This window comes from Rhizobium leguminosarum (assembly GCF_010668065.1).
In the GTDB taxonomy this organism is placed as follows: Bacteria; Pseudomonadota; Alphaproteobacteria; order Rhizobiales; family Rhizobiaceae; genus Rhizobium; species Rhizobium leguminosarum_S.
The window spans coordinates 109533-122988 of sequence record NZ_WUEN01000003.1 but is presented as its reverse complement, the minus strand read 5'-3'; the positions used below and the strand labels follow the sequence as shown (position 1 = coordinate 122988).

Sequence of the window (13456 nt, the reverse complement as noted above, 5' to 3'; positions counted from 1 at the left end):
GACGCTGCCGGGCGCGCCAGCGAACGCAGCGCAAATATGCTCTCGCCCATTGCGGGCCAGCGGTAAGCCGAGGCAAATTTACCGGACGCTACCAACGGGGATCGTTTGGGAGACAATTTGCTGCTGCCCTCCGACTTCGACTGCGAATGAATAGTAAATCTCGTCAGGCACGCGCGAGACAGCCGCGGAAATTTTCAGTTTTTGATATTGGTCAATCGTATTTTCCCCTGCAGTCCTACCCCGAAAATAGATCTCGTTCTGCGAAAGCTCGCCGAGGCCTCGGCGAAGCTGCGGTGTGAGCGCTTTACCGTTGTCGTCATAAATCGCCTTGTATGAATCCGTGCTGGTTGCCGCCAACAATATGTTCCAGATGTCTTCCGGCGCAGACCTGGCTTCCAGAAACAGCTCGACCGCGTTTTCGGGCATATCCACACCGGCCGCGCGATAGATCTCCTCCAGATCATGGGGCGGCGGATCGGTTCGGCTTCGGCTCGTCAAATCCATCAGCAACGCGACATCGAGCGAAAATGTGAAGTGCCGTCCTGTCTTGTGCCAGAGATTGACGGTTCCCAGGCTAGAATATCCGAAGGCGGCGAGGTCATCGGCATTCAATTCCGGCACATTGGCCAGTATCTGGCGGAGGAAGCCCTCGAAGAGAGCCGGTGTGCACAGCCAGTAGTTCCTGTTTGCATAGTACCCCACGCCATATTGCATCCAGAACTCTCGCAAGTCTTCCGGAACGCGCCCAAGGGCGCTTTTCGCTTCGGCCTCGGAAATCTGTCTTGCCTCGTGAGGTTTGCCTCGCGTCTCAACAAACTCTGCTGCGGTCATTCGTATCTCCCGAAATCGCGATCTCGGATACCGTTATGGTAGAGCCCTGTTTCAACCCAGCTATTCATACCTTCGAAGCCACCTCCGCGTTTCTTCGATCTTGTCGTATGGTGCCGGTAGGACAAAAAGGCCCCGCCGATAATCCTTGAAAAGAACGGGCTCCAAGACTTTTGCGACGCGGCGATAATCGTCGAGAACCAGACCGCGGTTGACATCGCCCAGTTGCGGCTCGCTGCCTGCCTGTATAATCAGGCCGCCGTTGATACCGTGGATCGGGCAAGTCTCCCCGAGTTCTTTGGCAAGGGCACCCTGCCCTCCCAGCTTCCCGACAATCTCGTTGTTGATGACGGTCAGCCAGTTGATCGACTTGATCTGACGGCCATCGCCGAGATCCGATTCTACTTCGAAATGAAGCGGATCGGAAAAATCCAATCCAGGAAAACGTTTGAGTGGGGGCAGAACGGTCTCTGCGACAGTATTGCTGCCGGCAAAAACCCCATGCTCGAACAAAAGACTATAGCCCGCGCCGCCATGAAGTAGCTCGACCGATGATGCCCACCGCTTCGTAAGATCGAGCAAAATGCCGTAGCCGCGTTCTGCCACAAAGGACGCCGGAAAATAGGCGCAGATCATCGATCTTCCAAGCGGACTCATGGGATCGGGGCCGGCACACTTGAAAGAAATGCTTAGAGGCGTCGGCTCATCGACAACTTTCTTGCCAGGATATCCGAACACCATTGCGTCCATGGGTTCGGTTGAACTCAGCTTCCGCGCGATATTTTCATAATAGTCCAAGTAATCGCTGCCAGTGATTTTCGTCAGGCGGCTCGTATTCAGCTTGAGAAAATGCGACAGCGCATCCGTAAACAGCGCATGATATTGACGGAGCATGTCGCAGAGTATCAGTCTGGTTCGGCTTTCGCTTCCGCCCAGAAAGAACAGCTCCACCGCAAAACCGATGCGGGTCTCCACAAAACCATGGCCATTGGCAAATGAGAAGCCGTCGATCTGAGCGGCGAGTTCCTTGGTTAAATGCATTGCGTCACTCAAGGAAATACCCTCACCGCGTTGCAAGCGTTGTTGCTGTTCCGAGTCCCAAAGCTCCGAGCGCGACCGCGCCGCATGGCTCCAGAATCGCGCAAGCGACAGCGCCGATGCCTGCCGCTGTTACGCCGAGCGCGACACCAGCCTTTTGCCAGTTACTCATACCCTCCTCCTGGGGAGCTGTTACAGGTTGAGTTTGCTCCGCACCGAATGCCACGGCACGCTTGGCATGGCGGGCGAGTTCAAAGCCCACGTGAACCTTGTTGACCGATTGCTCCTCCCGCGCGGTAATCTCGCCATCCACGAGGAAGTCGACACTCGGCATGCTCATCGAATTCCGCATTGTATTCGGCATCGCATACCACTGCCCGTTCAGACTTTCAGATCGAACTTGTTGGTCGCGGCGGCGTAAGCCGGCAGAAGTTTTGCCAGGGTTTCGTCGAACGGAACCGGCAGCGCATTCTGGAAGCGGCAAAGCGGCGTGGCGTTGAACAGGGGATAATCCAGCGGCGGCAGATCCAGGCCACGTTGCTGGCGGAGCCGGCATGCGGCCAGCAATTCGACCGGGAAGAACCACAATTCTTCTTCGTTGATGACGTCGTAGTCATCCGTCCCGCACCCCGATGCATGGAAGTCCGCAGCTTTTGCCAATGCCTCGCCGAATGCATGGGGTCGCGGATCGAAGAGCGTTTCGAGCAATGGGGAAAATTCACCCATTTCTCCGTCATCCGGCTCCAGATCATAGGCCTCGTCGCTCCCCCGCCACGCCTTGTAGAGTTTGACTGAAAGCCATGGCAGATATTGCGGCAGATCTTTCCACGCGACGGCGCCGTTACCGTCGGTCTGTGCCTCCCACCGGTCGAAAATCGTCTCGGCGAGGCGGTTTGCATGGCTCAGCCAACCAAGCGCCAGCATGGTGGAAACGTCGGTGAACGGCCGCATTGGAAATTTGTAGCCGGCCGGATCGTCCGATTCCATGACCGCATGCGCACATTCGTAGTGCCAGAACCGGTAAATGCCGGACCTCGCAATCTCGTCGGCAGGATAAAGAGCTTCGTTGAGGCTCTTGTCCATCGCCATCCGCATATGCCAGCTTGCCATGGAACCGAGCGCATCCGGAACCAGCTTCTTTTCGCTCTTCCCGTCACGAACGAATGGCTCGATCGTTTCAGAAAGCGGTTCGTCGTAGAGAATTTCCTTGTTGAAGGAATCCGCGACCCAGCCCCGGATGTCGCGCTTCTCGTGGTTCAGATTTGCTTTAATCGTCTCCGCGACCGATGGCATTCTTCAATCTCAATTTTGCTGTCAAAACATGACTATTGTGTCGGGGCGGGAGCCGCCATCCTCAAATTTTCATCGGTTTATAAACCAATACTCTCCGCCTCGGCGAAATCTACCAGCCGCGGCCTCATCGGCTTTGTGGCCCGATCGTTCGGCGCGGCGTCACCGTACCAAGACCACGTTCTCCCCGAGCGGGTGGCGTATAGTCGTAATAGGTTGGCGGTTCCATGGAAGCCAGAAAGACCAGATGCTCGACCAATGGCATCTTTTGAAGATTCTTCAAAATGTTGCGGCCTCCTAAGCTAAGTGCGGGCGCAAAACCGTAGATTTGGCCCCATGCGAGAGGCCCCAGCGTTTCCAAAGCCCTGAGGCATCATGTTTTTCCGTTTTTCATCCTCCCACGGCGGCGTGACCGGGGCGAATCGCCCTGAGAAGCGCAAGCCCAGCATGACCTCATCGGTCCATTCGCGCTGTTGTTCCTCGTTATACCCGTGAGGATCGACACGCACCTTGTTCATTAGGAGATTCAACCTGATCATGGCGTCGCCATACCAGATATCGATTTCACCGAAGGCGGTGTAGCCGAAGGCATGCATCTTTTCGGGATTAAGCTCCGGATCGCCCCGGAAGACATAGTCCAGCACCGGCTTCGGCAAGGAGGGATTGCAAAGCCAGTACTGACCGTCGGACCAGCTGCACCAGCCATGATCAGCCCAGAAACGGAGAAGAAAATCCGGCAGCTTCCCGCGATAGCCCTCTATCTCAGCTTCGCTTGGGTTGATGATATTGTCGATCTTGTAAGCCGAGAGAAATTCGTCGAACCACTTGATCTCGAAGATGTTGTAGTTTGATTTTTCAGCCACGTCTTATGTTCCTGAACGAGTTTATCGGCATTCGTCAAGCTCGTCAGCCGCGCGATTTCGTCAAGGCGATCCCGTCCCGCCACCGCCCTTGAACGGCCTCTGCGAAAGCTCTTTCGGAATGTCGTGCTGATGCCAACTCTCATCGTCGAATGAGTAAAAGCGAAGCCCGTAGTCGAACACGTAGAGCTTATCGTTCTGAGCGAAGATCGCGCTCGGCAGCAGGACGAAGGGGGCGGATCTCATCTTCACCTTGGGCGCGAATGGCTTTGCAAAATGGCCGTCGAACCGGAACAGTTCGGTGCCAGTTGCAAGGATCAGTTCATTGCGCCAGCGAACGCCGTCCTTGAAATTCTTCTCTCGGTCGGCAATGGACGAGATGTCGGTAAAACCGGCTTGCGGATTGCCCTTCATCACCAGGCCGTCAGAACCGATGACATAGTCGGCTTCGGGGCCATCGCTCTCGACATCGGAGACGTAGGAATAAGCGGGAAGAGATCGAGCGATACGATCCGGCAATGCCTGCTGCTTCCAGGCGCCGGGCCGCCCGGTGAAAAGTGTTTTCAGGCGCGGATAGCTGTCCAATTCAGCATAAAGTTTTTTCTTCAATTCAAAGCGCTCTTCATCAGGCATATCCTCGCGATAAAGAGGGTGGCCGGGATAAAGATTAAAATGGCGCGTGTTCGCCGCCTGCGTGGCGACGATGAAAATATCGCCGTTTTGATTGGTCCCGAGGATCGTCCAATCGGGCACCTTGTAAGGATATTCCGTCTGCAGCGGGGGAGACACATCCTGCCAGGATTTTTCCTTGCCAAGCTTCAGAAAACCTTCGTCGCCCGCAACCAGCCACTGATCCCCGACCGGCAGAATGGAGCTGAACAGGATTTCGGACGCATCATCGGATTCGGCTTGCGTCCCGGGAATGACCGAATGCTCCGCGCCTTTGGGCGTGATTACATAAATGTCACCGTTCAGGCTGAGCGCCACATAGGACGGCTCATCCGCATCACCGGCCCGCGTTACGACCCTGATATCTCGCAGTTCGCGCCGCACGTCGAGGCGCGAGAATGTCTGCGCTTCGGCATCGCGGGTCAGAATTATCGTATATGGATCATCCCAGCGCGGGCCGCCAACCAGAAGCGCAAAATATCGGTCATCCGCCATGGTCGCGGCGTAAAGCGTCGGCTCCCATGCTCCGTAGAGCTCCTCGAAATCTTCATCGTCAGTGGCGTCAATCATCGAGGCTTGGACGGCAACCCTTTGAAATCGCGTTCCAACAATTCAGGTGGAATTTCGATTTCTGTCCAGCGATCACCGTCAAAGGTGTGCACGCCATGCTTCGAGTCGAAATAATACAAAACGTCGTCGACGGCCTGGACTTTGAGAGGGTTCGGAATGTTGCGATTGATGCTCGGATCAAGGACAGGCTTCAAAGGGGACAGCAGGTGCCCGTCGAACCAGTGCAAAGCGTAGTCTGATGCGATCACCATGCGATCCTTGAATTTCGTAATCGAACGCAGTTTTTCATCATTTCCCTTGAAGGAAATATCCTGAAATCCATGTTCGGCATTCCCGCACAAAATGACGCCATTACCGCCAACAGCCCAGATCTTGTCGTTCGCTTCTATGAAAATATCGGAAAGGGTTTCTGGCTCGGAATAATGTTTTCCGGAACGCGGCTTGGCGACGATCCGCCACTCCTGCCCATCCCAGTGGTAGAGACGGCCTTCGTTTACCCGCGGCGCCCCTCGCTTGGCAGCATCTCTAATCGCGGATGCTTCTTCTATTCGTCCTTGTTCAATAAGCTCACGACGCCGAGCATTTTCTTCCTCGGTAAGCGCCCGTCGCGTACTGATGGGCGAATAGATCACATTCATGTAAAGATCGCTCTCAGTCGAGCCATTCAGATCGCCGAAGACAAGATAATCGTAGGTCTCTGGTGCTTGCGGCAGCTTTTCCTTGTGAAACCAGTCCATGCCGCTCTCGGTCAGACGATAAAGCTGCGAGTGATAGCCGGTTACCAACAAGACATCGCCAACTAGGGCGATGGAGTTGACATATCCAAGGTCGGTCGCATCTTCGGAATAGACTCCAGCGCCTGCTATTTTTCGATGGGAGGTGGCCTCTCCCATCGGCAGCGTATAAACATCACCTTCATCGCTGAGGGCGTAGATAATCGGTCGTCCATCCGCTCCCATTTTGCCAGCAAGGCCATCGATCTTGCGCGGCACGTCGGAGCGGGACCATGGTTGTTCCAACTGGCCTTCGTAAACGAGGATATACGAGTGCATATCCTCGTAATCCTTGCCGCTGAACACGACGCAGAATGTGTCTTTCGCCAGGGCAATGGCGCAGTCAAGGCGGAGTGGATCGAATGGCTTCATGTTTCGTCACTTCAATAGGTGCCGACCAACCTTCAGGACATCACGCGTTGCCGGCAAGCCGGGGCGTCGAAGCAAATTACCGAACGCTATCGGCGGGGATCGTTTGGGATAGAATTTGCTGCTTCCCTCCGACTTCGATTGCGAATGAATAGTAAACCTCGTCAGGCACGCGCGAGACAGCCTCGGAAATATTCAGCTTTTGATAGTGGTCAGCCGTATTTTCCCCCGCAGTCCTATCTCGAAAATAGATCTCGTCCTGCGAAAGCTCACCGAGGCTTCGGCGGAGCTGCAGCGTGAGGGCTTTACCACTATCGTCATAAATCGTCTTGTATGAATCCGTGCTGGTTGCCGCCAACAATATGTTCCAGATGTCCTCCGGCGCAGACCTGGCTTCCAGAAACAGCTCGACCGCGTTTTGAGGCATGTCCACACCGGCCGCGCGATAGATCTCCTCCAGATCATGGGGCGGGGGATCGGTTCGGCTTCGGCTCGTCAAATCCATCAGCAGTGCGACATCGAGCGAAAATGTGAAGTGCCGTCCTGTCTTGTGCCAGAGATTGACGGCTCCCAGGCTCGAATATCCGAAGGCGGCGAGGTCATCGGCATTCAATTCCGGCACATTGGCTAGCATCTGGCGGAAGAAGCCCTCGAAAAGAGCCGGTGTGCACAGCCAGTAGTTCCTGTTTGCATAGTACCCCACGCCGTGTTGCATCCAGAACTGTCTCAGCTCCTCCGGAACACGCCCGACCGCACTTTCCGCTTCGGCCTCGGAAATTCTTCTTGCCTCGTGGGGTTTGCCTCGCGTCTCGAGAAACTCTGCTGCGGTCATGGTTTTCCTTAGATCGCGATCTTTCGGACGCTCGAGTCGCTCTTTACACTCCCACCAAAGACGTAATCCCGTTCTAAAGCCTGGGATGCTCAATCCGCTCCCATTCGCTTCCATCGAACCGAAAAATATCCTTCTGGCCAACAACCCACAGAACATCACCGACGGCACCGGCATAGAAGATGTATTCACCGCGCAGCTTGGGGAGAGTGGGAGAGAAGCGTCGCATATCGGAAGTGCCAGGATCGAATTCGAACAGGCCGCCGGGACGAACGCTCGAAGGCAACACAAGTTTGCCTCGATAGGGCGTGATCATGTGAAAAAGATTGAGCTGTTGACGCAGATTGACCGGCGTGAACCCGCGTGCGTAGCTGCCGTGCAGCAGCACGCCTTCGCGCCCGCAGATCCAGACGCTATCCGCATGCTCGATGTGGATGCCCGTCAGCGCAGCTTCTTCAAGATGAACCTTGAGTTCGTGAAGCGCCGAGCCGTCCCAGAAGCACAAGACAGGTTTGGTACCTTCCACGCCGCAGAGATAGATAGCATCATGGCTTAGCCCATTGATGTCATGGAAGGACATATTCCGAGGCCGCTTCGATCTGGACTCCATAAGCCATTGCAAAAATCGTGGGTCATCTGTCGGGGACGCCGTTTTGCTGAGTCGAGCGTGAGCGTCAGGATCGAACAACAGATCATTGGTCAATATGCGCCATTGGTTCGGCTGGTTTCGCACATATATCTGCCCCCCATTGCCGGACGAATAGAGCGTATCTTCGATCCTTGCCAAGGCGAGCATGCGACCATGGCCTTTAGCACCGTCAATCCAAGTGCCGGCTCCGATCATCCTTTCGATTGCTCCACTGGAAAATACGTCAGAAATCACCTCTCCTTCCGAAGACATCACGACATAGTCATGGCTATCCGCCGAAGAAATGATTCTCTCTATATGCGCGGCAACCTGTCGATCCTCCCATTGCGATGCACCACCCGACCGGTCATATTTCCATACGACAGAGTCTGGCTCGTAGAGGTCAGAGCTTTCCACCACCGACGATACCAGCAGCGACTGCTTGCTCGAAGCACATGCCCGCGTCAGTTCAGACTTTTCAATAAGAGCTTCTGTCATTTTTTTTATACTTACCGTTCGATAGGATTTTCATCGTTTCTTCCGGGATATCCTGGACGCGCTGCAGAGCCCTCAGTCGTTGGCACTTATTGCTGTTAGCGAATTCATCGCTCACAGCCTTGACAATCTGCTCAACGACCGTACCGCGGACATTGCTATGATCGGTCCAGAAACGGAGATGAAAATCCAGGCTATCTCAGCTTCGCTCGGATTGATGACATTATCGATCTTGTAAGCCGAGAGAAATTCGTCGAACCACTTGATTTCGAAGATGTTATAGTTTGATTTTTCAGCCACGTTTTCGTTTCCGAACGAGTTTACTGACAGACTTCGTCAAGCGCGTCAGCCGCGCGATTTGGTCAAGGCGGTCCTTTCCCGCCACCACCCTTGAACGGCCTCTGCGAAAGCTCTTTCGGAATGTCGTGCTGATGCCAACTCTCATCGTTGAATGTGTAATAGCGAAGCCCGTAGTCGAACACGTAGAGCTTATCGTTCTGAGCGAAGATCGCGCTCGGCTGCAGGACGAAGGGGGCGGATCTCATCTTCACCTTGGGCGCGAATGGCTTTGCAAAATGGCCGTCGAACCGGAACAGTTCGGTGCCAGTTGCAAGGATCAGTTCATTGCGCCAGCGGACGCCGTCCTTGAAATTCTTCTCTCGGTCGGCAATGGACGAGATGTCGGTAAAGCCGGCTTGCGGACTGCCCTTCATCACCAGGCCGTCGGAACCGACGACATAGTCGGCTTCGGGGCCATCGCTCTCGACATCGGCGACGTAGGAATAAGCGGGAAGAGATCGAGCGATACGATCCGGCAATGCCTGCTGCTTCCAGGCGCCGGGCCGCCCGGTAAAAAGCGTTTTCAGGCGCGGATAGCTGTCCAATTCGGCATAGAGTTTTTTCTGAAGCTCAAACTCCTCCTCGTCCGACATATCCTTCCGATAAAGCGGATGACCGGGATAAAGGTTAAAATGCCGCGTGTTCGCCGCCTGCGTGCCGACGATGAAAATATCGCCGTTTTGATTGGTCCCGAGGATCGTCCAATCGGGCACCTTGTAAGGATATTCCGTCTGCAGCGGCGGAGACACATCCTGCCAGGATTTTTCCTTGCCAAGCTTCAGAAAACCTTCGCCGCCCGCAACCAGCCACTGATCCCCGACCGGCAAAATGGAGCTGAACAGGATTTCGGGCGCATCATCGGATTCGGCTTGCGTCCCGGGAATGACCGAATGCTCCGCGCCTTTGGGACTGATCACATAAATGTCGCCGTTCAGGCTGAGCGTCACATAGGACGGCTCACCCGCATCACCGGCCCGCGGCACGACCCTGATGTCTCGCAGTTCACGCCGCACGTCGAGGCGCGAGAATTTCTGCGCTTCGTCGTCGCGCGTCAGAATGATGGTATAGGGATCATCCCAACGCGGTCCGCCGACCAGAAGCGCAAAGTACCGATCGTCCGCCATGGTCGCGGCGTAAAGCGTTGGTTCCCATGCTCCGTAGAGTTCCTCGAAATCATCGTCGTCGTCAGTGGCGTCGGTCATCGAGGCTAAAGCGAAGCACACATCAATTGTCGATTAGACGGTCATGTCCGATCGTACGGACAGCCTCGAGATGTCCAAAGGGTCCTCGGCCACCCTGCTTCGGATCGATATAGCGTTCGAGCGTAAAGGATCCTATCTGCGACAGCACGCCCAGATATTCGACGAAGCCGCCGATTGAAAAATCCTTGGCAGCGCCATCGCCGCCGAGGCGGAAATGCGGGACCATAGTATAGACCTGATCAGCGCTGATCGGCCCAAGTCGCCGGCGAACCGCATCGAAAACGGGCTTGCCGGTTGTAGCATCTACCCAGCCACGACCATCGAAAACACTGGCGTCCACGGCGGCAGCTACCGCCATATCATCGTCGAAGGGGGGTACGCCCTCAATGACTTGGGTGGTAATGTCGGTGGTGTTGACGGTGCCAAGATTCATATCGAGCGTGATCAGCTTGAACTTGGGATGCCAGACGCTGACCTCGCCGAACGCATCACGCATGAAGGGCACCATTCTTGCGACGTCGAATTCCGGATCGCCAGCAAACAGCGCATGCAGAACAGGCATGATCGGCTCGGGATCGCAGATCCAGAAAAGACCGTCGCGCCACTGCCCGCGCCCATGCTCAATCCAGAAATCAACCATGGCGTCAGGCAGCTTCCCGCGATAGCCCGCGGCCTGCGAAGCAGCAACCGCCATACCATCTTTGAGTGGCCCGAATTCATCCAATATTTCCTGTAAGGGGCGCCGAGGTGTAGCAGACATATTGGCTCCTAATTGACAACGAGATTAACACGCATCATCGGGCAACCGTTGCGCGCGAGTTCTTGGGCGTGCCGATCGAGCGCGCCGCTGCGGCTGTCGGCGCGCCATTGAGGTCCTATGGAGCTATTTTCCACAGCACCACCCATGCCAGATATCTCATTTTCATACCCGCCGGCAATCAGGTCGAGCTCATGTGTTGCTGCCAGAGAGGACAAGTGATCCTGCCACGCCTTACGTCCATACTGAGCAACATAGGCCGTTTGATTATTTCGAATATAAACGTTGCGCGCAGTGTTTTGATAAGGGAGGGATGCGGTTCGGCGAGACGCGAGAGTTTGTTGACGTCCCGGCACGCCCGGTAGGATCGGTGCGCGCCTCTGCATATATTCCGATACAGGCATCCTGTTGAGACGTCCCTCCTGCTCCTCCACCTGCCGTTCGAATTCATCGCGCTTACCGTGGCTCTCGAAGGAAATCGTCTTGATCGGGCAGCGCTGGCTATAATCTTCATCGATACGGACGGTACTATCCGGCAAAATGGGAACCGGCGTTGGCTCCTCCGGTTTCGGCTTCTCCTCCTCTTCTTCCTTTTTCCGGGCCTCGGTCATCTCCTTCAGCTTTTGCTCGATCTGGTCTTCCGATAGCCCCTGGAAGGGAGAGAGGACACTCTGAACTTCGGCATCCGACATTGTGCGGACGTCCATCGGCTTTCCGGCCAACGTAGACAAGATGTCATTGGCAAGCGGAATGCGTTCGCTGTCGTTAATAATGAGGCCGTATTTCCCTTCCCAAGCTGAAGAATTAAACATGTCCAGAGGATTGCTGACATGTTGGCGACCGCCCAGCAGGCGATTCTGAGTCATGACATAATCGCCCGGGCCAGAAAGGATCGTCTGAAAAGCACGCGCTTCAGCACCTTTTTCAGCCTGCGTTTTGCTGAGGTCGTCCACGACGAGCGACGCAGCGCGGCCCCAAATGCCAAGTCTTTTGAGCACCTGCGAACCAATTTGCGATCCGGCGGTTGGAGTCTGCGTTGTCGGCGGAGCGGTTGTGGTCGCTCCTCTCGTTGTCCCGCCAACAGGCACCCCGCCACCCACACCCGTCACGGTACCGACATTCGCCTGTGCATATTGCGCACCCATGATCAGCGGCTCGGGCGAGGCATCGCTTAAGACACGGCCTTCGTCACTGCCATTCGCGCGCAGCGATCCTCGGACAGGATCATCGTCTTTCGGCGGCGCATATGTCTCTGTTCCACGCACAAAGATCGCCTCGCCCTGGGTGTTCCGGTTGTTCATCCAGAAGCGATCAAGGTGGCGGATGACATGCGAGCTTTCGGCACGCACCTGATCGGCATGCCCGATCGGTTCGCAAACATTTTCTACTGTGCCGGATTTGACACCCTTTCTCGTTCCCGGCGCATCGCCATGGACGTGCGTCGTACGGGATCGCATGACCATGGCCTTCTTGCCGGTGAAGAGGACGGAAGGCGTATATCCCATGTCGTGCCCGCAATAGTCGACGATCGGGTACGGGATGGGGACAACCGAGGAGCCGACCGGCGTCAGGCAAACATCCGGCGACAGCGAGACGATCTTTGCCTCGTCAAGATCACGCAAACCTTCGCGCGGCTGCGTCGTCGTCCAGGGCGCCGGATAGTCGGGTTCGCCGACATAGTTGTCGCGCGGGATGCTCATGCTGTTGCCTCACCGGCACCAGCATGAGCCGCCGCTTTAACTTGGACCCGCGTCAACGTCAGCGATGTTTCGCCTGCCTCCTGAAGGGGAAAGCGTGCCCGCCAAGTCAGCATCACGCGACTATCGTTCCGCCAGTCGAAATGCACGCCGTCCAGAGAGAGCAGATACCACTCATCGCGCTCATGACCGGCACATCGGACCCCCAGCGCGATTCCCGGCAGTCGCCCTGCGGCCAGGGCGAAGCTAGGGTGCAGATGATCCAACTGGTAGTCTTCATCCCCGATCAGATGCGGCATAACAACGAGATCCGGAGAAGCGCATTGCCAGAAGCGTGCGTCGAAATCCCTAGGCAGAAGCGGGTGACGCTCGTTGAGCCAAGTATCGTTATATGTGCCGGCATGTTGCTGGCGGGACCGCCACCAAGGCGACACGAGACCTAGTCCCTGGGGCACGGTTGGCTCGCGCCAGTTCAGCTTCTCGCCAGGCAACGTGATTTGTGGCGCTGCGACAGGGGCGTGATCCCGCGGCATGTCGAGATTGACGATGCCGCAACCGAGCGGATTGCGCGCTTCGACATCGGGGGGCGTTTCGTTTTCCGGATCTCCGGTGCCGGGAATTTGGCCGCCATACGCCTTGCTCCAGCAAATCGGCACCGAAGATGCCCGCTCGGCTTCGGTCAGTTGCCAATCCGTCAGCACCCGCTTTGCTTCCTTGGCCGAAAAGCCGGCCCATTTTTGCTTGACGACGGGGCGCCAGAAGCGCGCGCCATGCACATCAAGCTTTTTGGAAAGCTGCCCGACGCGAAGGCCGACCTGCCATGAAGGTGTTGGCTCGCCGCGCGGGGCGTAAGCATTGCCAAGGAAAGTGATGTCGGTTCCGACCTTCTCTGGCGTGAGATCGGTCTGACGCAGGAGAGGGCTGGCATGGGGATCGCCGTCATAGGCGTCCTCCCACTGAAAGTCTTCCTGTTTCGAGGCGATGGCGAGCGCATCGCCCTGGCGGTGAACGAAGGTGCCGCGAACCGACACGACGCAATCCAAATCCCCATTCGCGTCGAATTGCCGGAAGGCCATAGCCGGAAAGGGAAGCCGGTTGATCAGGTCCAAGCG

At 56.1% G+C, this 13456-nt stretch carries 14 protein-coding genes; all 14 read right to left on the bottom strand.

The features are described 5' to 3' along the window. Positions 1–78: 78 nt before the first annotated feature. The 14 genes from GR198_RS09030 to GR198_RS08970 all read right to left on the bottom strand — a co-directional run bounded on the left by GR198_RS09030 (position 79) and on the right by GR198_RS08970 (position 13453). Positions 79–831, bottom strand: coding sequence for a GAD-like domain-containing protein (locus GR198_RS09030; RefSeq protein WP_164068425.1), 753 nt, complete (start codon positions 829–831; stop codon positions 79–81). A gap of 60 nt (positions 832–891) precedes the next feature. After that, positions 892–1881: a type VI immunity family protein gene (locus GR198_RS09025; protein ID WP_164068423.1), complete on the bottom strand. Its 990-nt coding sequence runs from the start codon at positions 1879–1881 to the stop codon at positions 892–894. Between the two features lie 10 nt (positions 1882–1891). After that, entirely contained in the window at positions 1892–2200 is a 309-nt protein-coding gene (locus GR198_RS09020; RefSeq protein WP_164068421.1) for a hypothetical protein, read from the bottom strand. A gap of 47 nt (positions 2201–2247) precedes the next feature. After that, a complete protein-coding gene (locus tag GR198_RS09015) occupies positions 2248–3159 on the bottom strand; it encodes a hypothetical protein (protein ID WP_164068419.1) in 912 nt (303 codons plus the stop codon). A 124-nt stretch (positions 3160–3283) separates the two neighbouring features. Then, positions 3284–3517, bottom strand: a complete 234-nt coding sequence (locus GR198_RS35740) for a T6SS immunity protein Tdi1 domain-containing protein (RefSeq protein WP_246711080.1) — start codon at positions 3515–3517, stop codon at positions 3284–3286. After that, positions 3459–4019, bottom strand: coding sequence for a GAD-like domain-containing protein (locus GR198_RS35735; RefSeq protein WP_312876443.1), 561 nt, complete (start codon positions 4017–4019; stop codon positions 3459–3461). Before GR198_RS35735 ends, GR198_RS35740 begins: the two co-directional genes overlap by 59 nt. A 60-nt stretch (positions 4020–4079) precedes the next feature. Continuing rightward, positions 4080–5069, bottom strand: a complete 990-nt coding sequence (locus tag GR198_RS09005) for a hypothetical protein (protein WP_312876442.1) — start codon at positions 5067–5069, stop codon at positions 4080–4082. Between the two features lie 182 nt (positions 5070–5251). Then, positions 5252–6400 (bottom strand): hypothetical protein, encoded by a 1149-nt coding sequence (locus tag GR198_RS35335; RefSeq protein ID WP_204337054.1) that lies wholly within the window; start codon positions 6398–6400, stop codon positions 5252–5254. 76 nt (positions 6401–6476) lie between these two features. Beyond that, a complete protein-coding gene (locus GR198_RS08995; protein ID WP_029871439.1) occupies positions 6477–7229 on the bottom strand; it encodes a GAD-like domain-containing protein in 753 nt (250 codons plus the stop codon). 73 nt (positions 7230–7302) lie between these two features. Further along, positions 7303–8352 carry a hypothetical protein gene (locus GR198_RS08990; RefSeq protein WP_164068415.1) on the bottom strand — a complete coding sequence of 350 codons (1050 nt, stop codon included), beginning with the start codon at positions 8350–8352 and terminating at the stop codon, positions 7303–7305. Between the two features lie 359 nt (positions 8353–8711). Next, complete coding sequence (locus GR198_RS08985; RefSeq protein ID WP_029871442.1) at positions 8712–9890, bottom strand: hypothetical protein; 1179 nt, start codon at positions 9888–9890, stop codon at positions 8712–8714. 22 nt (positions 9891–9912) lie between these two features. Continuing rightward, on the bottom strand, positions 9913–10650 hold the full coding sequence (locus GR198_RS08980) for a GAD-like domain-containing protein (protein WP_029871443.1): 738 nt from the start codon (positions 10648–10650) through the stop codon (positions 9913–9915). 8 nt (positions 10651–10658) lie between these two features. Next, entirely contained in the window at positions 10659–12347 is a 1689-nt protein-coding gene (locus tag GR198_RS08975; protein ID WP_164068413.1) for a PAAR-like domain-containing protein, read from the bottom strand. Then, positions 12344–13453: a DUF2169 family type VI secretion system accessory protein gene (locus GR198_RS08970; protein ID WP_164068410.1), complete on the bottom strand. Its 1110-nt coding sequence runs from the start codon at positions 13451–13453 to the stop codon at positions 12344–12346. The genes GR198_RS08975 and GR198_RS08970 overlap by 4 nt, the downstream gene beginning before the upstream one ends. Positions 13454–13456: the final 3 nt, after the last annotated feature.